The sequence below is a fragment of the Streptomyces flavidovirens DSM 40150 genome, from assembly GCF_000429085.1.
Lineage (GTDB): Bacteria > Actinomycetota > Actinomycetes > Streptomycetales > Streptomycetaceae > Streptomyces > Streptomyces flavidovirens.
Map to the genome: position 1 here is coordinate 100,667 of NZ_AUBE01000015.1, position 20,445 is coordinate 121,111.

The window sequence follows — 20,445 nt, forward strand, 5'->3', positions numbered from 1 at the left end:
GCTCACAGCTTCGGCGCAATCTCTTCGGTCCAGATCCGCGTCCGGTCCTCGGCCGCCATATGGCAGGCGGAGTAGTGCCGTTCGGCTTCCTGTCCGGGCAGCACCTTGAGTTCCGGCCGCTCGGTGCGGGTGATCCCGCCCTTGGGCACGTCCGCGTACGGGCAGCGCGGGTGGAACGCGCAGCCGCTCGGGATGTTGATCAGGCTGGGCGGCGAGCCCTTGACCGGGATGAGGCGCTCGGTCTGGTCGCGGTCGATGCGCGGCATCGAGCCCAGCAGGCCCCAGGTGTACGGGTGCTGGGGCTCGTAGAAGACCTTCTCGGCGGGACCGCGCTCCACGCACCGGCCGCCGTACATCACGAGGATGTCGTCGGCCAGCTCGGCGACGACGCCCAGGTCGTGCGTGATGACGATGACGGCCGAGCCGAACTCCTTCTGCAGATCCCGGATCAGGTCCAGGATCTGCGCCTGGACGGTGACGTCCAGGGCGGTGGTCGGCTCGTCCGCGATGAGCAGCTCGGGGTTGTTGACGAGCGCCATCGCGATCATCGCGCGCTGGCGCATGCCGCCGGAGAACTCGTGCGGGTAGCCGTCGAACCGTTTGTCGGGCTGCGGGATGCCGACCCGGTCCAGCAGTTCGATCGCGCGCCGCTTGGCGGCCTTCTTGTCGACCTTGTTGTGGATGCGGTACGCCTCCACGATCTGGTGGCCGATCGTGTAGTACGGGTGCAGTGCGGACAGCGGGTCCTGGAAGATCATCGAGATCTCGCGGCCGCGCAGCTTGCGTACGTCGTCGGGGTCGGCGGACAGCAGTTCCTTGCCGTCCAGCCAGATCTCGCCGGAGATCTGGGCCTTGCGCCGGCCGTACTGGCCGACGGTGTGCAGGCCCATGATGCCGAGCGAGGTCACCGACTTGCCGGAGCCGGACTCGCCCACGATGCCGAGGGTCTTGCCCTTCTCCAGTTGGAAGGAGAGGCCGTCCACCGACTTGACGAGACCGTCGTCGGTGGGGAAGTGCACCTTGAGGTCGCGGACGTCGAGGAAGGCATCCGGCTGCGGGGAGCCGGAGCGTACGGGCTCCCCGACCGCACCGGTCTTCGTCAAGGGGGCTCCGGGGGCCTCCTCCGGGACAGGCACAGTGGTCACGAGAGCCTCACTCGGGGGTCGATCACGGAGTACAGGATGTCCACGACGAGGTTCGCGAGCACCACGGCGGCGGCGGCGATGAGCGTGACACCGAGGATCAGCGGAAGGTCGAAGTCACCGATCGCCTTGACCGCCGCCTGGCCGAGGCCGGGGAGGCTGAAGGCGGTTTCGGTGAGGATCGCACCGCCGACCAGGGCACCGAGGTCCATGCCGAGGATGGTGAGGATCGGCGTCATCGTGGAGCGCAGGGCGTGCTTGCCGACGACGACCGGTTCGCTCAGGCCCTTGGCGCGGGCGGTACGGATGTAGTCCTCGCCCAGGACCTCCAGCATGGTGGCGCGGGTGAGCCGGGCGTACATCGCGGCGTACAGGAAGGCGAGGGTCACCCACGGGAGCACCAGGCCGCTGAACCAGCCGAGCGGGTCCTGCGCGATGTCCACGTACTCGGCGTCGAACCAGCCGAGCTGGGTGCGGAAGACCGCCAGGGAGAGCAGCGCGGTGAAGTAGATCGGCAGCGACACACCGGCCAACGCGATGGTCATCGCCGTACGGTCGATCGCCGTACCCCGCTTGAGTGCGGAGATGATGCCGGTGGTGACACCGACGATGACCCACAGCACGCACGCGCCGGCCGCCAGCGACAGCGTCACGGGGAGCCGCTCGGTGAGTACGGGCCAGATCTCCTGCTCCGTACGGAAGGAGTAGCCGAAGCAGGGCGCGTCGCAGTGGAACGACGAGCCGCCGCCGGTGTAGTCACGGCCGACGAAGATTCCGCTGATGAAGTTCCAGAACTGCACCAGGATGGGATCGCCGAGGCCGAGCTTCTCCCGGACGCCTTCGACCGCGCCTGGGTCCGCCTGCTTGCCGATGAACATCGCGGCGGGGTCGCTGCCGGTCAGTTTCGGGATGACGTAGAAGATGCCGAAGGTCACGAGAGTGACCACGAGCAGCATCACGACGACGGCGGTCAGCCGCCTGATGAGGTATGCGAGCACTACGGTCGGCCCGGCGGCGGCCCGGAAGTCCGGTGAGGGACTGCCGGGCCGCCGCACGCGGCCATCACCTGCCCTTCGGGCTTAGCGGCGGGTGTGCCGGCGGAGCGAACGGACGGTCACTTGACGCCGAGGGAGGCGTAGTCGTAGCGGCCGTTGTAGGAGTCGGCCGTGTAGACGTTGGTCAGCCGCGAGCTGCGCCAGATCACGTTCTTCTCGAACGTGAAGGGCAGGTAGACCGCGTGCTCGGAGACCTTCTCGTTGATCTGCTTGTAGTACTCGGCGGCCTTGTCGGGGTCCGTTTCGAGCAGCGCCTTGTCGAACAGGCCGTCGATCGACTTGTCCTTCATCATCGAGAAGTTGTTGTTGCCGCTGTCGAGGATGAAGCGGCTGTCGACCAGCGGCTGCAGGAAGCCCTGGCCGGTCGGGAAGTCGGCACCCCAGCCCATGATGATGATGCCGTAGTTCTTCTTGTCGACGTTCTTGGGAGCGCCGATGATGCCCGAGGTCTGCGCACCGTCGTACTGGTCGATCTGCACCTTGATGCCGATCTTGCCCAGCGACGCCTGCATCGACTCGGCGGTGGCGATCTCCTGCGGCTTGTTGTTGCGGACCGCGATGGTGGTCTCGAAGCCGTTCGGCTTGCCGCAGGCCTTGAGCTCTTCCTTGGCCTTGGCGACGTTGCCCTCGGTGTCCTTCAGGACGTTGTACGGGTCGTACTTCGCGTCCGAGCCCTTGATGCTCGGCGGCAGCATGTTGGTGGCGATGTCGCCACCCGCCATCGGGCCGCCGCGCGCGGTCTGGAGCGACTTGTGGTCGGAGCCGTAGATGACCGCCTTGCGGCAGTGGACGTTGTCCATCGGCTTGACCGTCTGCGGGAACACCGCGTACCGGATGAAGCCGGTCTGCGGGTTGTCGACGTTCGCCTTGTGGTCGCGCAGCGCCTTGGTGCGGCCGGCCGGGCTGATGCCGGTGGCGTTGATGTCGACGTCGTAGGCGCCCTCGATCAGGCGGTTGTCCATGTCGTCGGCGTTGGTGATGAGCTTGAGCGAGACCTTGTCCGGCAGCGCCTTGCGGACGGTGTCGGTCTCCTTCTTCCAGTGGGGGTTGCGGCTCAGCTCCATGCCCTTGTTGGGGGTGTAGGAGTCGATCTTGTACGGGCCGTTGGAGAAGGGCTTCAGGCCGTACTTCTCCACCGTGTCCTTGTCCTGGCGGACCGGCGTGGCGGCCGGCATGGCCAGCATCTGGAGGAAGTCACCGTTGGGCTTCGGGAGCTTGAAGACGATGGTCTTGTCGTCCGGCGTCTCGATGGCCTTCAGGCCCAGCTTGTCGGCCGACTTGTCCTTGTACGGGCCCTTGTACTCCTTCTTCGGGTCCAGGACCTGCTGAAGGTAGATCGGGCCGCCGGAGATCTTGTCCTGGGCCCAGATGCGCTCGATGCCGTACTTGATGTCCTTGGAGGTGATGGGCTTGCCGTCCTCCCAGGCGAGCCCGTCCTTCAGCTTGAAGGTGTACGTCTTCTTGTCTGCGGAGACCTGGCCGGTGTCGGTCGCCATGTCGGCGACGAGCTCGGTGGACTCGGTGCCCGGGACCGGCTTGAAGGTGATCAGCTGGCGCGTGTAGTAGCGGGCGAAGTCCCACATGAAGCCGTAGTAACCGCGCTGCGGGTCCCAGGAGTCGGAGTCCTGCGTACCGATGAACTTGATCGTGCCGCCCTTCTTGTCCGAAGGGTTCGCGATCTTGCCGACGGCCGCGTTGAAACCAGGGGCCTTGCCCTTGCCGTCGGACTCGTCCTTGCCACCGCCGCCGCAGGCCGCGGTTCCGACGAGCGCGGCGACAACGAGCGCCGCGCTTGCGGCGAGCCGTCGCCGGGAAGAACTGTTGGCTGTCACGATCAGCAACCTCCGTAAGAGTGCCGGTCCCTTGCGGGTCCGACGGTTTGGGTGGCCTCCTGACACATCGGCAGGGGCGGCGCGGTAAGAACGTGCGGTGGTGCGGGAGGAACGGTCAGCGGGAGCCCTTCGGGTCCAGCGCGTCACGCACGCCGTCACCGAAGAGGTTGAAGGCCAGGACCGTGACGAAGATGGCCACGCCGGGCGCGATCATGAACATCGGGTCCGCCTCGTAGTACTCCTTGGCCTTGGAGAGCATCTGGCCCCAGGAAGCGGTGGGCGGCTTGACCCCGGCGCCCAGGAAGCTGAGCGCGGCCTCGCTGAGCACGTTGGTCGGGATCATCAGCGTCGTGTAGACGGTGATGGGGGCCACCAGGTTGGGCAGCAGTTCCTTGAAGAGGATGTACGCGCGGCCCGCGCCGAGGCTGCGGGCCGCCTCGACGTACTCGCGCTCCCTGAGGGACAGCGTCTGGCCGCGGACGATCCGGCCCACGTACGGCCACCCGAAGAAGCCGATGACGACGATGAGTGCACCGATGCGCACACCGGAACCGCTGAACCCCCAGAGGGAGTTGGGCAGTACCGAGACCAGCGCGATGATGAACAGCAGTTGCGGGAAGGCCAGCAGGACGTCCATCACCCGGCTGATCGCCGCGTCGACCCAGCCGCCGAAGTAACCGGCGATGATCCCGAAGACCGTGCCGAGCGCGACGGCGAAGAGGGCCGCGAGGAAGGCGACCAGCAGCGAGATCCGGGCGCCGTAGACGAGGCGGCTGAACACGTCGCGGCCGTTGACGGGCTCGACTCCCAGCAGGAAGTCGGAACTCATGCCGCCGAAGCTGCCGATCGGCGTGCCGAACAGCGGGTCGATCTTGTCCTCGTGGAAGTCGTTCGGCGGGTGGCCGAACGCGCTCACGATCAAGGGCGCGAACACCGCGACCAGGATCAGGAACAACACGACGACGCCACCGGCCAGCGCGACCTTGTCGCGCTTGAGACGCACCCATGCGATCTTCCAGGGCGAGCGGCCTTCGATGGCTTTCGCCGGAACATCGGCCGCGACGTCAACGGCCGCGGTCTGGGCCGCGTTCGTGTCGTGCAGTGGTGCCGTCATCGTGGTGGGGACCCCTCTCGGCTCGGCCGACGGGTGGTCGGCCCGCGCCTGCCGCTGTAGCGGCTTGTTCGCATCGCAGGTGCAAGTGGTGCGGAAACGTGCGGAAGGTGTTCAGAAAGAGCTGGGACAAACACAGTTGACACGGGGAAAGCGGGTCGCACACAGGACCGACGTTCCTTGTTGCGGGAGTCTTCAATGAGCGCGCGATCACCCGCCAGCCCTGACGGGCAATGGATGCGTAACCGTGATGTGGCCTGTGGCCTTCCGTTATCCGGACGCCGTGATCGGCTGAGCGGATCAGAAGCGGCCTATTGCACCAGACCGGACATGCCGCCCAACGGCCGTTATGGGCCGCGGAATTGGGCTATGGGTGCCGTGGCATCGGGTCGGGGGCCCGAGAGGCCGGCTCAGTAGGCGCGCGGGGCCGGGTAGCCGTAGCCACCCTGCGGGGCGGCGGAGGAGGGGGCGGCGGGCGCGTGCGCCTCGCGGGCGTAGAACGGGCGGGCGTTGGCGCGCAGCCACAGGGAGACGGGGTCGTACTCGTCGGACATCGCGACGGTGGACACGGGCAGGCCGTCGGGGACCACGCCGACCGACTGCTGCATCATCGCGCGCACCGCCTCGACGGACGGCTGGCTCGTGTCGTAGAGATCGAGACCGATGGCCAGGTACGGCGCCCCGAGCGCCGGCTGCACCCACGCGCGGCGCAGCGAGCGGACCGCGGGCGTACGGTGGGCGTTCTGTGTGAGCAGGGCGTAGAACTGGGGGATCTCGATGGCCGGTTCGGAAAGCCGCAGCGGCCCGGCGGGCATCCGGTCGAGTCCGGTCGCGATACGCCGCAGATCGAGCCAGGGGATGCCGACGCCGCCGCCGGGGGCGTGCGGGTTGAGCCAGATGCCCCAGCGGTCGGGGAAGAGGGCGCGCGCGACGTCGCGCGCCGGCACCACTTCGTACGCCCGGCTCCAGCCGCTCGCGGCGAGCTCCTGGGCGGAGGTGACGCACGGCGCGTAGCCGAGGCCGTCGACGTCCATGTTCCCGTACTGCGCGTCGGGGGACCCGGCCTGGCCGTGCCAGAGCAGCATCCAGACCTGACCGCCCGCCGGGTCGGCGAGGGCGCGCAGCAGCGCCTCGTACGCGTCGTACCGCCCGGGTGTCACCTGGCGCAGCATGTGCTCGACCTGCCCGGCCGCCGCAGTGCCTGACGCGCTCACCCTGGGTCCCGCCCCTCTTCGATCCACCGTGTCGGTTGTCGACCAAGCTTAAGCGGCAGTACTGGCACAGAGCACGAGTCGGGCACGAGTCAGGCGCGCGTGTAGAAGGGCCGCACCTTCTCCAGCATCCAGCCGGCGACCGGGTCCTGCGCCACGTCCAGCAGGATCAGGTTGACCTCCCAGGGCACCTGGACGCGGCCGAGCGCCCGGCCGAGGGCGTCCATCGGGGCGTTGGGGTCGGCGCCCTCCCAGGTGGAGAGCTGTACGCCGACGAACAGCGCGGGGGACTCGCCTTCGACGCTCGCGAGCGCCCGGCGGGCGGTCAGCACCACACCGCTCTCCTCGAACTCCCCGGCCGCGGCGGAGAGGAAGTCGACCGGCTCCTCCTGCCAGTCCGGCTCGAAGAGCCGCACCCTGCCCCCACTGGCCGGTCCGTCCAGCGGCGTACGGCCGGCCCGGCAGAGCTCGGCGACGGCGGGCGGCGGCAGTGGCACGCCGACCGCGCCGTCCGGGTTCACCGCGATGCCGAGCTGCGGCGGCAGGCCGCGGGCGAACTCGCGGGCGGGCGCCACGGTGAAGGACATGTGAGGCCCGGCGCACTGGCGCAGCTGCTCCTCGGAGCTGTACACGGGGACGTACGCCTCGCCGTGGATCAGCACGGTGGGCAGGTCGAGGTTCGGGGAGTCGGGCCCGCCACCGGACGGCAGCGGCACCCACACCTGGCTGCGCCCCAGCACCTCGACGATGCGGCCGCCCGCGCCGGGGTTGCCGAGTGAGGCGCCCAGCACCTCTTCGAGCTCGTTGCCGGGCCAGCCGTTGCCGCCGTGCGGGTGGGCGGGTATCGGGAAGTCGGGGAAGTCCACGGCACGACTTTAACGCGGCGCGCCGCGTGCCCCGGAGCACTGTCCCAGGCCCGCTCCTCAGACGCCGGAGGGGCCGGATGTGCCGGGCAGGGGAAGGAAGTCGATCACCGTGAGCGCGCCCGCCGCATCCCGGTCGAGCAGCACTGCCGACGCACAGCCCACCGGCAGCCGGCCATCCTCCGCGTCCCGCACCAGCCGGCCCACCGCACGCCGGTGCCGGGCGAAGGCGTACCCCGAAACTCCGCGGCCCCGCTCCTGCTGCCCGGCCCGCGCCACATCGGCCGTCACGTCGAGGAGGACCAGGTGCAGCGCGACCCCCCGGCGGCGGGCGTCGCGCGCCAGCCAGCGCCGTACCCACGCCTGCGTGCCGCAGTCGTGCACCACGACGCCCTCGCCGGAGCGCAGCGCCCGCCACAGCCCGGCGTAGTGCGCCGCACGCACCAGGGGCCGGTAGAGCGCGTACGGCAGCAGCCGCGGCAGGCGCGCGTCCCAGCGCTCGCGCGCGTCCTGCGAGTCGATACGGTGCGCCGCCGCGCTCGCCGTACGCCGGATCAGGGTGCTCTTGCCGCTGCCGGGCAGGCCGGACACGACCACCGTGTCACCGGCCGCGAAGGCGAGTACCCGCGGGCTGCGCCCCTCGCGCTCGCGCAGATCGCGCACGGTGGGCGCCGGCCGGCGGGCGGCGGCCCGCACCGGCACACCCTGCTGCGCGGGCACCGCGCGGTGTGCGGTGCCCGCGGTCGTCGCGTACGCACCTGGCTGCTGGAACGTCATCGTCTTCCCCCTGTCGGGTGGCCCCCACCCTTCCCCCCACCCTTCCCCAAGAAGTGTAAAGAAAAGGTAATGCGCCACAAGTCCATTTCCGGATCTGTCCAGGTGCTGTCCAGGTGCTGCCCGGACGCCGCCCACGTGCAATGATGTGCGCGCCAACTGCATACCGGCCGCTTGAATCCGCGCGGGAGAGTCCGAAGCACTGTGTGCCGAGGACGCCGAAGGAGCAAGTTCCTCCCTTGAATCTCTCAGGCCCCGTACCGCGCGGGCGAGGCAGATCTGAAAAGCGGGCCGCTTCGTCGCGGCTCCACCCAAGGTGCAAGCCGAGACCGTCACTCTCTCGGTGAACCTCTCAGGTTCCGATGACAGATGGGGAGGATTGTCCTCGCCTGTCATGCCCTGGGAGCCCCACACATGAGCAATGTCCCCCGTCACACCGCCCTCGACGCGCTGCACCGTGCGCTGGGCGCGACCATGACCGACTTCGCGGGCTGGGACATGCCGCTGCGGTACGCCAGCGAGCGCGACGAGCACAACGCCGTACGCAACCGCGCCGGCCTCTTCGACCTCTCCCACATGGGGGAGATCACCGTCACCGGACCCCAGGCCGTGAACGCCCTCGACTACGCACTCGTCGGCAACATCGGCACGATCGGCCCCGGCCGCGCCCGCTACACGATGATCTGCCAGGAGGACGGCGGGATCCTCGACGACCTGATCGTCTACCGCCTGGCCGAAACCGAGTACATGGTGGTCGCCAATGCCGGAAACGCGCAGATCGTCCTCGATGCGATCACCGAGCGCGCCGCCGGTTTCGACGCCGTCGTACGGGACGACCGGGACGCGTACGCCCTGATCGCCGTCCAGGGCCCCGAGTCCCCCGGCATCCTGAAGTCCGTCACCGACGCGGACCTCGAGGGGCTCAAGTACTACGCCGGCCTGCCCGGCACCGTCGCCGGAGTCCCGGCCCTCATCGCCCGTACCGGCTACACCGGCGAGGACGGTTTCGAGCTGTTCGTGGAGCCGCAGCACGCCGAGAAGCTGTGGCAGGCACTGACCGACGCGGGCAAGGACGCGGGCCTCGTCCCGGCCGGCCTCTCGTGCCGTGACACCCTGCGCCTGGAAGCGGGCATGCCGCTGTACGGACACGAGCTGACCACCGCGCTGACCCCGTTCGACGCGGGCCTGGGCCGGGTCGTGAAGTTCGAGAAGGAGGGCGACTTCGTCGGCCGCGCCGCCCTTCAGGCCGCCGCCGAGCGCGCCGAGACCGCCCCGCCGCGCAAGCTCGTGGGCCTGATCGCGCAGGGCCGCCGGGTCCCGCGTGCCGGTTTCTCCGTCGTCGCCGACGGCAAGGTCATCGGCGAGGTCACCTCCGGCGCCCCGTCCCCGACGCTGGGCAGGCCGATCGCCATGGCGTACGTCGACGCCGCGCACGCGGCGCCCGGCACCTCCGGCGTCGGCGTCGACATCCGCGGTACGCATGAGCCGTACGAGGTCGTCGCGCTGCCGTTCTACAAGCGCCAGAAGTGACCCCCCGCACAACCTCCCCGTTCACCACCACTCCCCCGCGTACAGGAGAATTCAGGTCATGAGCAACCCCCAGCAGCTGCGTTACAGCAAGGAGCACGAGTGGCTGTCGACCGCCGAGGACGGCGTCGCGACGGTCGGCATCACGGAGTTCGCGGCCAACGCGCTCGGTGACGTCGTCTACGCCGACCTCCCGGCGGCCGGCGACACGGTGAGCGCGGGCGAGACCTGCGGCGAGCTGGAGTCGACCAAGTCGGTCAGCGACCTCTACTCCCCCGTGAGCGGTGAGGTCGTCGAGTCCAACCAGGACGTCGTCGACGACCCGTCGCTGGTGAACTCCGCCCCGTTCGAGGGCGGCTGGCTCTTCAAGGTGCGCGTCACGGACGAGCCGGGCGACCTGCTCTCCGCCGACGAGTACGACGCCTTCTCCTCCGGCAACTAAGACCTCGATCGGGACCGTGATGACGCTTCTCAACACTCCCCTGCATGAGCTCGACCCGGACGTCGCCGCCGCCGTCGACGCCGAGCTGCTCCGCCAGCAGTCCACCCTCGAAATGATCGCCTCGGAGAACTTCGCTCCGGTCGCGGTCATGGAGGCCCAGGGCTCCGTACTCACCAACAAGTACGCCGAGGGCTACCCCGGCCGCCGTTACTACGGCGGTTGCGAGCACGTCGATGTCGTCGAGCAGATCGCGATCGACCGCATCAAGGCGCTCTTCGGCGCCGAGCACGCGAACGTACAGCCGCACTCGGGCGCCCAGGCCAACGCCGCCGCGATGTTCGCGCTGCTGAAGCCCGGCGACACGATCATGGGTCTGAACCTCGCCCACGGCGGTCACCTGACCCACGGCATGAAGATCAACTTTTCCGGCAAGCTCTACAACGTGGTCGCGTACCACGTGGACGACGCCACCGGTGAGGTCGACATGGCCGAGGTCGAGCGCCTCGCCAAGGAGTCGAAGCCGAAGCTGATCGTGGCCGGCTGGTCGGCGTACCCGCGTCAACTGGACTTCGCCGCCTTCCGCCGCATCGCGGACGAGGTCGGCGCGTACCTCATGGTCGACATGGCGCACTTCGCCGGTCTGGTCGCCGCGGGCCTGCACCCGAACCCGGTGCCGCACGCCCACGTCGTCACCACGACCACGCACAAGACGCTCGGCGGCCCGCGCGGCGGAGTGATCCTCTCCACCGCCGAGCTCGCCAAGAAGATCAACTCGGCGGTCTTCCCCGGTCAGCAGGGCGGCCCGCTGGAGCACGTCATCGCCGCGAAGGCCGTCTCCTTCAAGGTGGCCGCGAGCGAGGAGTTCAAGGAGCGCCAGCAGCGCACCCTGGACGGCGCCCGCATCCTGGCGGAGCGCCTGGTGCGGGCCGACGTCACCGAGCACGGCGTGTCCGTTCTCACCGGCGGCACGGACGTCCACCTGGTCCTGGTCGACCTGCGGAACTCCGAGCTCGACGGCCAGCAGGCCGAGGACCGTCTCCACGGTCTCGGCATCACGGTCAACCGCAACGCCATCCCGAACGACCCGCGCCCCCCGATGGTCACCTCGGGTCTGCGGATCGGTACGCCGGCCCTGGCCACCCGCGGTTTCCAGGCCGAGGACTTCGCCGAGGTCGCGGACATCATCGCCGAGGCGCTGAAGCCGTCGTACGACGCCGAGGCCCTGGCCGCCCGGGTCACGGCCCTGGCCGGGAAGCACCCGCTTTACCCTGGTCTGAAGTAGTTACGTACGGCACAGACTGAATAACGGGGCACCGCGCACACTGAACAGTGAGTGCGGTGCCCCGCACCGTGTTGCCCCGCCCTAGATCATCTGCACCACCCCCGCAGGCAGACAGCGGCGTCTACCAACCCTTAGGAGTCACCCCGTGGCCATCTCGGTCTTCGACCTGTTCTCGATCGGCATCGGCCCGTCCAGCTCCCACACGGTCGGCCCGATGCGCGCCGCCCGCCTCTTCGTGGGCCGCCTCAAGAACGACGGCCTCATGGCCCACACCGCTTCGATACGCGCCGAGCTGTTCGGCTCGCTGGGCGCGACCGGCCACGGCCACGGCACCCCGAAGGCCGTCCTGCTCGGGCTGGCGGGCAACTCCCCGCGCACGGTCGACGTCGAGACCGCCGACGAGGAGTTCGAGCGGATCAAGGCCGACGGGCGGATCAACCTGCTCGGCGTGCACGAGATCAGCTTCGACTTCGACGAGGACCTGATCCTGCACCGCCGCAAGGCTCTGCCGTACCACGCCAACGGCATGACGCTGTGGGCGTACGACGCCGAGGGCGCGCCGCTGCTGGAGAAGACGTACTACTCGGTGGGCGGCGGTTTCGTCGTCGACGAGGACGCGGTGGGCGAGGACCGGATCAAGCTCGACGACACCGTACTGAAGTACCCCTTCCGCACCGGTGACGAGCTGCTGCGCCTGGCGAAGGAGACCGGCCTGTCGATCTCCGCCCTGATGCTGGAGAACGAGAAGGCCTGGCGCAGTGAGACGGAGATCCGCGAGGGCCTCCTTGAGATCTGGCGGGCGATGCAGGACTGCGTCGCGCGCGGCATGTCCCGTGAGGGCATCCTGCCGGGCGGTCTGAAGGTACGCAGGCGCGCCGCGAACACCGCGCGCAAGCTGCGCTCCGAGGGCGACCCGCTGGCCCTGTCGATGGAGTGGATCACGCTCTACGCGATGGCGGTCAACGAGGAGAACGCGGCGGGCGGCCGCGTCGTCACCGCGCCGACGAACGGCGCCGCCGGCATCATCCCGGCGGTCCTGCACTACTACATGAACTTCGTGCCCGGCGCGGACGAGGAGGGCGTGGTCCGCTTCCTGCTCTCCGCGGGCGCCATCGGCATGCTCTTCAAGGAGAACGCCTCGATCTCCGGCGCCGAGGTCGGCTGCCAGGGCGAGGTCGGCTCCGCCTGCTCGATGGCGGCCGGCGCGCTCGCCGAAGTCCTCGGCGGCACCCCCGAGCAGGTCGAGAACGCGGCCGAGATCGGCATGGAGCACAACCTGGGCCTGACCTGCGACCCGGTCGGCGGCCTGGTCCAGATCCCGTGCATCGAGCGCAACGGCATGGCGGCGGTCAAGGCCGTCACGGCGGCGAAGATGGCGATGCGCGGCGACGGGAGCCACAAGGTGTCTCTGGACAAGGTCATCAAGACCATGAAGGAGACCGGCGCGGACATGTCGGTCAAGTACAAGGAGACGGCGCGCGGCGGTCTGGCGGTCAACATCATCGAGTGCTGAGGGAACAGCCCCGGTTTGCGTATTACGGCGTGACGATGCGCTCGACCGCGGCTGCGACGAGCGCGTCGCGTTCGGCCTCGGAGAAGACGTCCGGCAGGGTGAGCTGTTCCACGACGATCCAGTTGAACGCCAGGTAGAGCAGGCGAACGGCCGTCGCGTCGCCGGGCAGGCCGGAGGCCAGGTGGTAGGCCACGTTGGCGTTGGCGTCGATGTCCGCACGGACTCTCCCGGTCAGCACCGCGCGCAGCTCGGGGCGGCGGGTCGCTTCCAGCCGGAGTTCGAGCAGGGCGAGGTGGCCGGTCCGGAACGCGCCGATACGGGCGATGAGTTCGCGCATCAGCACCACGTAGGTGTGACGGTCCGGTGCGCTCGTCCGGTGCCGGGCCATCGTCGCGTCGTCCGGCTGGAGCCGTTCGTACACTCGGGAGCCCGCCCGGGTGAGCAGGTCGTCGCGGCTGGCGAAGTAATTGGACGCCGTCCCCGGAGGTACGGCGGCCTCGACGTCCACCGACCGGAACGTCAGGCCGCGGGCGCCTTCCCTGGCCAGCACCTCAATAGCGGCATCCACGAGGGCCGCCCTCCGCTCGGTGTTCTTGCGTTGCGCGCGTCCGGGTGAGCGGGCGCGGCAACGGGGTGCACCGCGGGGCGTGGAGTGGGTGGACGCACCGGCAGGGGGTACGCGGCAGGACATGATCAAACGCGCATTGTGGCAGGGCCTGGTGGCCGGCGCCGCCGGAGGCGTGGTGATGACGCTCGGCGAGAAAATCGAGCAAGCGATCACCGGCCGACCCGACTCCCACGTCCCCGGACGCGTTCTGGAACGCCTGACCGGCATGGGCGAACGTCCCGGCAAGCAGCCGCTGCCGGTCAACTGGGCCATGCACTTCGGGCAGGCCGCCCTCCTCGGCGTCCTGCGCTCGGTGATGGCCCACGCGGGCCTGCGCGGGCCGGTGGCCTCGGCGCAGTTCACCGTCGTCCGTCTCACCAATGACCAGATCCTGGAGAACGCCACGGGCGTCGGCGCCCCGCCCGCGACCTGGCCACGCACCGAACTGGTGGTGGACCTGCTGCACAAGACCGTCTATGGCTTCGTCACCGGCGCCGTCGCCGACGCACTCGCCGCCCGCAGCGGCCCCGGACCCGGCCGGCGCCACGCCGCCGTGCGCCCCGGCCGGCACGCCGACGCCGGTCCCCTGCCCCGTACGGACGCCTACGGGCGGTAGGGCGGTAGGGCGGTAGGGCGGTAAAGGCTCACGCGTCCGGCCCGGTCAGGCGTGACTTGACCGGGCCGGACGCATCCCGCTCTTCCCGCACCTCAGTGCTTGAAAGTGTCCTTGATCTTTTCCTTCGCCTGGCGTGCGTCGCCCTTGGTCTGTTCCACGCGGCCCTCGGTTTCCATGGACTCGTCGCCCACGGCCCGTCCGGTGGCTTCCTTGACCTTGCCCTTGACCTGCTCGGTCTTGGCCTTGGGCTTCTCGCCCTTCTTCCCAGTCACAGTGCTCACGTCCTGCCGGTCGAACGAATCGGACGCTGTTGCGTCTCACCGCAAACGCGTCGGTCAAACCTGCCGACGAGACAGGACGCGGAGATTCCGCTACATGTCTTGTGCATGCCATGACCCGTGATTACGGTCCCGGTTACGTGTCCGATCGGACAGCGCTCGGTTCCTCCGCCGTCCACGAGACGCGAGGCCGCCGGGGCAGGGCTTCACTTGGCAGGAGTTCATGTGACCGCTTCGTTCCGACCTCACCGCAGACGCACCACGCTCGCCGCCGCCGCGGCCACCGCCGTCGCGTTCGGCCTGCTTCCCACCGTCATCGCCCCGCCCGCCGGAGCAGCCGGAGCAGCCGGGGGCTTCCCGGTCCAGCTCGTGACCGTCGATACGCCGAACCGGGCCGCGAAGGCCCTGCTGAGCGGACTCGGCCTCGACATGACCGAGCACGCGGGCCACGACTACGTCGAGGTGGTACTGCACCGGGCGGCCGACGCCGAAGCCCTGCGGGCCGCCGGCCTCACCTGGAACGTACGCATACCCGACCTCGCCGAGCGCGAGTCCGAGATCAACACGGCGAACCGCTCGTACGCCGCCGCCACCCAGGAGTCACCGCTGCCCTCAGGCCGGGACACGTACCGCGATCTCGCCGACTACAACGACGACCTCGGCCGGCTGGCCGCGATCCGGCCCGACCTCGTGAAGAAGTTCGCCCTCAACCACAAGAGCCTTGAGGGCAAGGCGGTCTACGGCGTGGAGATCGGGCACAACGTGCGGGCCGCGCAGGACGGCCGGCCCGTCTTCCTCATGATGGGTGTGCACCACGCCCGCGAATGGCCGTCCGGTGAGCACGCCATCGAGTTCGCCTACGACCTGGTCAAGAACTACGGCAGCGACGACAGGATCACCGGTCTGCTGAAGAAGGCCCGCGTCGTGGTCGTGCCCGTCGTCAACGTCGACGGCTTCGAGAAGTCGGTCAGCGACGGGCACTTGATCGACCTGCGGTCGGTCGACGACGGCGGTACGGCGTCGATCCTGGCCACGCCCGGCAACGCGTACAAGCGCAAGAACTGCCGCATCGTCGACGGCCAGGCACCGGTGGCGGGCGAGTGCGCGCTGGTGTCCAGTCCGGGCGGCTTCGGGGCGGGCGTGGACCCCAACCGCAACTACGGCGGATTCTGGGGCGGTCCGGGCGCGGCCGCGGAGCCCGTCCAGGCCACCTACCGGGGCGCCGGGCCGTTCTCCGAGCCGGAGACGCAGAACATCCGGGAGCTGGTGAGCACGCGGCAGGTGACCGCACTCATCACCAACCACACCTTCTCCAACCTGGTGCTGCGCCCGAACGGCGTCGCGCCCGACACCACCGGGCCCGACGGGCAGCCCGTCGGCGATCCGCCCGACGAGGCGGCTCTGAAGGACCTCGGCGACCGGATGGCGGCGCAGAACGGCTATACCAGCCAGCACAGTTGGCAGTTGTACGACACCACCGGCTCGACCGAGGACTGGTCGTACAACGCGACCGGCGGCTTCGGTTACACCTTCGAGATCGGTCCCGACGAGTTCCACCCGCCGTTCCCGAAGGTGATCGACGAGTACCTCGGCGCCGGTGCGTTCGCGGGGAAGGGCAACCGGGAGACGTACCTCATCGCGCTGGAGCACGCGGTCGACGCGCGTACGCACTCCGTCATCGCGGGCAAGGCGCCCGCCGGCGCCACGCTGCGGCTGAAGAAGACCTTCGCCACGCCGACGTGGTCGGGTGCGATCAAGGACACGCTCGACACCACGATGGTGGTCGGGGCGGGCGGCAAGTACAGCTGGCACGTGAACCCGTCGACCCGCCCGGTGGTCAAGGCCAGGCAGATCAAGGTGATCTCGTCCGAGCCGCTGAAGCGGGAGACGTTCACCGGTACGACGTTGCCCGCCATGCCGACGGACAAGGAGTTCACCGTCGACCGGGCGGCCGACGTCTTCGAGGTGAAGCTGGACTGGCCGACGCCCGACGACCTCGACCTGCGCGTGTTCCGCAAGAACGCCGACGGGACGCTCACCGGGGCCGGCAGCTCGGCCGGCAGTGTCGGAGTGAAGGAACGGGTGTTCCTGGAGAACCCCGAGCAGGGGACATACGTACTGCGGGTGGAGAACTGGGCGTCGGTCGCGCCCTCATGGACCATGACCGCCGCGCTGTTCGACGCCGGCGAGCGGACGGCGGGAGGCCTCATCGAGAACTGGACGCTGTCCTGCGAGAAGAACGGCAGGGTCCTCCAGCAACTGCCGGTCGTCGTGGACCGGAACCAGCAGGTCAAGGCGGACCTCGGCCTCTGCGCGCAGAAGTGGACGACCGGATGACGGCCGCCCGCGTACGGACGGGCCGGCTCGCATCCGTCGTCGTCTCGCTTCTTCTCCTCGCCCCCCTCTCGGCGGGCCCCAGCTCGGCCACGACCAGCACCGCCGACGTCGCGGTCAGCACCGTCGGCGGGCAGCAAGTCGTCGACGGCAAGGTGCCGAAGGCGCTCAGCGGTGATGTGCCGGTCACCGGTACGGCGAGACCGGGCGCACCCGGTGAGCCACCGGCCGAGCCCGCGCCGCTGGTGGCCGACGCCGGTGACAGCGCCTTCGTCGCCTCGGGTGAGAAGGCCGTGCTGCTCGGCGCGGCGCACGGCGGTACGGCGCCGTACACCTGGGCCTGGTCGGCGGTGCGGGGCAAGGTGGCCGGTGCGGACTCGGCGAGCGCCGAGTTCGACACCGCCGGCCTCGCCCCGGCGACGTACGAGCTGCGGCTGGCCGTCACCGACGCGCGCGGCACCACGGTGAGCGACGACGTCAAGGTCGTCGTGGTCGAGGAGACTTCGGACCAGCTTCTCAAGGAGACGAAGACCGACCCGACACCGGGCGTCTTCCCCGCCGGGACGGCCGTGGAGTTCCCCTTCGCCGTTCCGGCCGGGGTGAAGTCCTTCGACGTCACCCTGTCGTGGAAGACGACGGCCCAGGACTACGACCTGCGGGTGGCCGATCCGTCCGGTGAGGTCGTGGCGCGATCGGAGTCGGGTGAGCATCCGGAGCGTACGTCGGTCTCCTCGCCGGTGGCCGGGACCTGGAAGGTCGTCGCGGTCAGGTGGGCCACGGTGACGGACGAGGTGACGGCCGAGGTGGTGGCGCGTACCCGGCCGGCCGATCCGCGTCCGGTCGTGAAGGCGGGCGGTCCGTACGAGTTCGAGACCGGAGCCGGGCAGCGGCTCAGCGGCTCGGTCTCGGGCGGCGCCGATCCCGTACAGGCGGCCTGGGACCTGGACGGCGACGGGCGGTTCGACGACGGTGACGGTACCGCCGTCACGCCTTCGCTCCCCGAGGGCCGGCATCTGGTCACGCTCAAGGCGACCGACGCCCATGGCCTGGAGCGGCGGGAGACGACCTCGGTGCTCGTGGGTACGGCGGACCGGCTCGCCGCCGGACCGCCCGTCACGGTGATCGGCATCGCCGACACCGGCATCAACCCGTACCACCTGGAGTTCTTCGCGCGGACGTACCCGGACCCCGATGTCCTGGCCCTGACGAAGAACTTCACGCGCCACCCGTCGGAGTACGTCCCCGGCTATCCGGCCGCCGCACCGGCGATCCCCGTCACCCTCGGCAAGGGCTACCTGCCCGAGGAGGACAAGGACCTCTGGACCACCGGGCGGACGACGGGCGGCACGCTCCACTGGATCCCCGGCACGAAGATCATCGGCGCGTACTCGTCGAGCATGGACGGCGCCCACCCGGTCCTCGACGACCACGGGCACGGCACGGGCTCGGCGTCGGTCTCGGCCGGCAACCGGTACGGCTACTGCCCGTCCTGCCTGCTCGTCATGGTGGAGGGGCTGGACGAGACCGTGGCGGTGAAGTACCCGTGGATCGACATCACTTCGCACTCGTTCGGTTACGTCGCGGGCGCGCCCGTCGGCCCGGTCGTGAGCGGCGAGGAGGCCACGAAGAAGGCCGCCGAGCGCGGCCAGACGGTCCTCTTCGCCGCCGGGAACGGCGTCGGGAACGCCTTCGACGTACCGGTCAGCACCTGGCACTCCGACCAGACAGGACCGGACTGGAACATCACCGTCGGGGCGCTGCGCCGCAACGACCAACGTGCGGTCGTCGGTGACGGGATCCCCGTACACCTGTCGTCGTGGGGCATCGGCAGCCTGCCGTCCGCCTGCCATACGGCGGTGTACTGCCAGGACCAGTTCAGCGGGACGTCGGCGGCGACGCCGTACACGGCGGGTGTCTTCGGTACGACCCTTCAGCGGGTACGTGAGGCGATCGGGGACGCGAGACCGGGCCAGAAGCCCGGCCAGGTCGTCGCCGAGGGCGCGGCGCTGGAAGGCAGCGTCTACCTCGACGACGGCAGGCTCACGCGCGGCGAGCTGCGTGAGGCCGTGCTGAAGAACGCCTTCCCGCTGGGCAAGGACGACCTGCCGTCGCCGTCCTGGCCGGCGGGCGCGCCGTACACGCCCGCGAACGTGCTCTTCGAGGGGTACGGCGCGGCGACACCGGAGAGCGGGCGCCGGGCGGTGGACGTCCTGCTCGGCCGTGCGCTGCTGCCGGAACGGCCGGTGGAGGACGACTTCTTCGCCGCCGACCGGGCGATCCGGGACAGTGTCTGGGGCGGTTACGACCGGGACGGCGACGGCACAGCGGATCGTGCGCCGATACCGTCCGGTGTGTCGGTGGGGCTCGATGACGTGGCGACGCTCGACGGCTCGCTGGGAGTGCTGCGTACGGTACTGGCCGCGCGGGGCAGCGGCGGAACGCGAGTGGCGGACGGCCCGCTGTCCGCCGACGCACTCCACTACTACCTGCACCAGCGGCCGGACTGCGGCGGCGAACGGACCATGGAAGCCACCGACAGCGCGGGCGACCCGGACGGCTGCCCGGCCGGGGACACCCTTTCGTCGGCGGCGCCGTACTTGCCCGTGTCGGCGTACCCGGCCACGGACGAGCTAGGCGAGCCTCTCGCGTCCGGATCGCGGGTACGGGCGGAGCTGTATCTACGGACGCGCGCGCCGGCCGTGGTGACGCCCACGGCGGTGCTGATGGCTACGGACCGGGAGATCGGCCGTGGAAAAGCCGCGACTCAGCCGGTCGTCGGAAGTGTGCTGTGCGGTGCCTCGGGCTCGCCCTGCTGGGTGAAGTTCACGATCGACTTCACGACCGCGCGGCCCGCGTTCACGGGCGAGCAGCTCGCCGTGCAGCTACTGATGGACAATACGGCGCTGACCGAGGTCGGTTACGAGGACGGCCACGCGTCGAGGATCTCGGTCGACCCGGCGCCGCTGCCGCCGACCGGACTGGAGTTCGGCGTCACGGTCACCGCGCCCTCGGACGGTTCAGAGGTCGCGGCGGGCGAGACGGTCGTCGCCGGCGGCGGGTACGCCTTCCCGGACCTCGGGAGCGACCCGGACGGCGTCGGCGGCCGGCCGGAAACCCGGCGGGTGCAGGTGTCGGTCGACGACGAGTCGTTCGGCTCACCGCTGTCGGCGAAGCTCGACGAGGCCGCCGGGGTCTGGCAGGCGTCGGCCGGAAAGCTCGCCGTCGGAGAGCACGTGCTGTACGTCCGCGCGGTACGGGACGGCACGCCGTCGGCGGTCGCACGGACGACCTTCCGCGTCACGCCCGACGCGCGGGTCGAGTGGCAGGTCGTCGACCGTAACGCCCCCGTGGACCCGGCGGCGTGGCGGCAGGCGACGGGCGTCGACGACTGGAGGTTCGATTTCGCGACATCGGCGTACGGCACCGGCCACAAGACGCTCGTCGTCCGTCTCGTAGAACGCGGCACAGAAACGGCACGAGAGGCGGTACGGGCACGGCTGCGCTGAGACGACGCCCCCGAAGGCGCTCCAGGTCCGGGCCCCGCCCCCGCGCGGATAACCAGCCCGTCCGGCGATTGAGGACCGGTGTCCGGGATCCGGGGCAGCGCCCCGCACCGACAACCAGCCCGCCCGACGACCGAGGACCGGGGCCAGGATCCGGGACAACGCCCCCGCACCGACAACCAGCCCGCCCGACGACCGAGGACCGGGGCCAGGATCCGGGACAGCGCCCCCGCACCACTAACCAGCCCGTCCGGCGACTGAGGACCGGGGCCCCCGGGGTCCGGGGCAGCGCCCCGCACCGACAACCAGCCCGTCCGGCGACTGAGGACCGGGGCCAGAGTCCGGGGCAGCGCCC

The 20,445-nt window shown here is 70.0% G+C and carries 16 protein-coding genes and 2 riboswitches; of the genes, 7 read left to right on the forward strand and 9 right to left on the reverse strand.

Annotation, left to right across the window (positions count from 1 at the left end):
* Positions 1-2: 2 nt before the first annotated feature.
* The 7 genes from G412_RS0121080 to G412_RS0121110 all read right to left on the reverse strand — a co-directional run bounded on the left by G412_RS0121080 (position 3) and on the right by G412_RS0121110 (position 7,991).
* Positions 3-1,136, reverse strand: coding sequence for an ABC transporter ATP-binding protein (locus G412_RS0121080; protein WP_078607234.1), 1,134 nt, complete (start codon positions 1,134-1,136; stop codon positions 3-5).
* Positions 1,137-1,141: 5 nt separating this feature from the next.
* On the reverse strand, positions 1,142-2,140 hold the full coding sequence (locus G412_RS0121085; RefSeq protein ID WP_028813808.1) for an ABC transporter permease: 999 nt from the start codon (positions 2,138-2,140) through the stop codon (positions 1,142-1,144).
* Positions 2,141-2,256: 116 nt separating this feature from the next.
* On the reverse strand, positions 2,257-4,032 hold the full coding sequence (locus tag G412_RS0121090; protein ID WP_028813809.1) for an ABC transporter substrate-binding protein: 1,776 nt from the start codon (positions 4,030-4,032) through the stop codon (positions 2,257-2,259).
* Between the two features lie 112 nt (positions 4,033-4,144).
* Positions 4,145-5,143 carry an ABC transporter permease gene (locus G412_RS0121095; RefSeq protein ID WP_028813810.1) on the reverse strand — a complete coding sequence of 333 codons (999 nt, stop codon included), beginning with the start codon at positions 5,141-5,143 and terminating at the stop codon, positions 4,145-4,147.
* Positions 5,144-5,550: 407 nt separating this feature from the next.
* Complete coding sequence (locus G412_RS0121100) at positions 5,551-6,354, reverse strand: enhanced serine sensitivity protein SseB C-terminal domain-containing protein (RefSeq protein ID WP_028813811.1); 804 nt, start codon at positions 6,352-6,354, stop codon at positions 5,551-5,553.
* 89 nt (positions 6,355-6,443) lie between these two features.
* Complete coding sequence (locus G412_RS0121105) at positions 6,444-7,217, reverse strand: enhanced serine sensitivity protein SseB (RefSeq protein WP_051338518.1); 774 nt, start codon at positions 7,215-7,217, stop codon at positions 6,444-6,446.
* A gap of 57 nt (positions 7,218-7,274) precedes the next feature.
* Positions 7,275-7,991 carry an AAA family ATPase gene (locus G412_RS0121110; protein ID WP_028813813.1) on the reverse strand — a complete coding sequence of 239 codons (717 nt, stop codon included), beginning with the start codon at positions 7,989-7,991 and terminating at the stop codon, positions 7,275-7,277.
* Between the two features lie 172 nt (positions 7,992-8,163).
* Positions 8,164-8,261: riboswitch (glycine riboswitch) on the forward strand.
* Positions 8,262-8,367, forward strand: a riboswitch (glycine riboswitch). It abuts the riboswitch before it with no gap.
* Positions 8,368-8,402: 35 nt separating this feature from the next.
* Here G412_RS0121110 and gcvT point away from each other — a divergent pair.
* The 4 genes from gcvT to G412_RS0121130 all read left to right on the forward strand — a co-directional run bounded on the left by gcvT (position 8,403) and on the right by G412_RS0121130 (position 12,752).
* Positions 8,403-9,518, forward strand: coding sequence for a glycine cleavage system aminomethyltransferase GcvT (gene gcvT, locus G412_RS0121115; RefSeq protein WP_028813814.1), 1,116 nt, complete (start codon positions 8,403-8,405; stop codon positions 9,516-9,518).
* A 58-nt stretch (positions 9,519-9,576) separates the two neighbouring features.
* Complete coding sequence (gcvH, locus tag G412_RS0121120; protein ID WP_028813815.1) at positions 9,577-9,957, forward strand: glycine cleavage system protein GcvH; 381 nt, start codon at positions 9,577-9,579, stop codon at positions 9,955-9,957.
* A gap of 19 nt (positions 9,958-9,976) precedes the next feature.
* Positions 9,977-11,239 carry a serine hydroxymethyltransferase gene (glyA, locus tag G412_RS0121125; RefSeq protein ID WP_028813816.1) on the forward strand — a complete coding sequence of 421 codons (1,263 nt, stop codon included), beginning with the start codon at positions 9,977-9,979 and terminating at the stop codon, positions 11,237-11,239.
* A 145-nt stretch (positions 11,240-11,384) separates the two neighbouring features.
* Positions 11,385-12,752 carry an L-serine ammonia-lyase gene (locus G412_RS0121130; protein WP_028813817.1) on the forward strand — a complete coding sequence of 456 codons (1,368 nt, stop codon included), beginning with the start codon at positions 11,385-11,387 and terminating at the stop codon, positions 12,750-12,752.
* Between the two features lie 22 nt (positions 12,753-12,774).
* Here G412_RS0121130 and G412_RS35440 read toward each other — a convergent pair whose 3' ends face one another.
* A complete protein-coding gene (locus G412_RS35440; RefSeq protein WP_037649430.1) occupies positions 12,775-13,320 on the reverse strand; it encodes a TetR/AcrR family transcriptional regulator in 546 nt (181 codons plus the stop codon).
* A 121-nt stretch (positions 13,321-13,441) separates the two neighbouring features.
* On the opposite strand from G412_RS35440, the gene G412_RS0121140 reads away from it, so the two are divergent.
* A complete protein-coding gene (locus tag G412_RS0121140; RefSeq protein WP_028813818.1) occupies positions 13,442-13,975 on the forward strand; it encodes a hypothetical protein in 534 nt (177 codons plus the stop codon).
* Positions 13,976-14,067: 92 nt separating this feature from the next.
* Here the strand turns inward: G412_RS0121140 and G412_RS0121145 are convergent, their stop codons facing one another.
* The gene (locus G412_RS0121145) at positions 14,068-14,256 is read right to left on the reverse strand and encodes a CsbD family protein (protein ID WP_028813819.1); all 189 of its coding nucleotides are present in this window, start codon (positions 14,254-14,256) and stop codon (positions 14,068-14,070) included.
* Between the two features lie 222 nt (positions 14,257-14,478).
* Between G412_RS0121145 and G412_RS0121150 the strand changes: the two genes are divergently transcribed.
* Together G412_RS0121150 and G412_RS35445 are read left to right on the forward strand one after the other, a co-directional pair.
* A complete protein-coding gene (locus tag G412_RS0121150) occupies positions 14,479-16,590 on the forward strand; it encodes a M14 family zinc carboxypeptidase (protein ID WP_037649433.1) in 2,112 nt (703 codons plus the stop codon).
* Positions 16,587-20,093 (forward strand): S8/S53 family peptidase, encoded by a 3,507-nt coding sequence (locus G412_RS35445; protein ID WP_106964143.1) that lies wholly within the window; start codon positions 16,587-16,589, stop codon positions 20,091-20,093. The genes G412_RS0121150 and G412_RS35445 overlap by 4 nt, the downstream gene beginning before the upstream one ends.
* Positions 20,094-20,445 lie beyond the last annotated feature (352 nt).

Coding starts and splice junctions, on each gene's coding strand:
- G412_RS0121140 (WP_028813818.1), top strand. CDS start 13,442: ATGATCAAACGCGCATTGTGGCAGGGCCTGGTGGCCGGCGCCGCCGGA.
- G412_RS0121095 (WP_028813810.1), bottom strand. CDS start 5,143: ATGACGGCACCACTGCACGACACGAACGCGGCCCAGACCGCGGCCGTT.
- gcvH (WP_028813815.1), top strand. CDS start 9,577: ATGAGCAACCCCCAGCAGCTGCGTTACAGCAAGGAGCACGAGTGGCTG.
- gcvT (WP_028813814.1), top strand. CDS start 8,403: ATGAGCAATGTCCCCCGTCACACCGCCCTCGACGCGCTGCACCGTGCG.
- glyA (WP_028813816.1), top strand. CDS start 9,977: ATGACGCTTCTCAACACTCCCCTGCATGAGCTCGACCCGGACGTCGCC.
- G412_RS35445 (WP_106964143.1), top strand. CDS start 16,587: ATGACGGCCGCCCGCGTACGGACGGGCCGGCTCGCATCCGTCGTCGTC.
- G412_RS0121110 (WP_028813813.1), bottom strand. CDS start 7,991: ATGACGTTCCAGCAGCCAGGTGCGTACGCGACGACCGCGGGCACCGCA.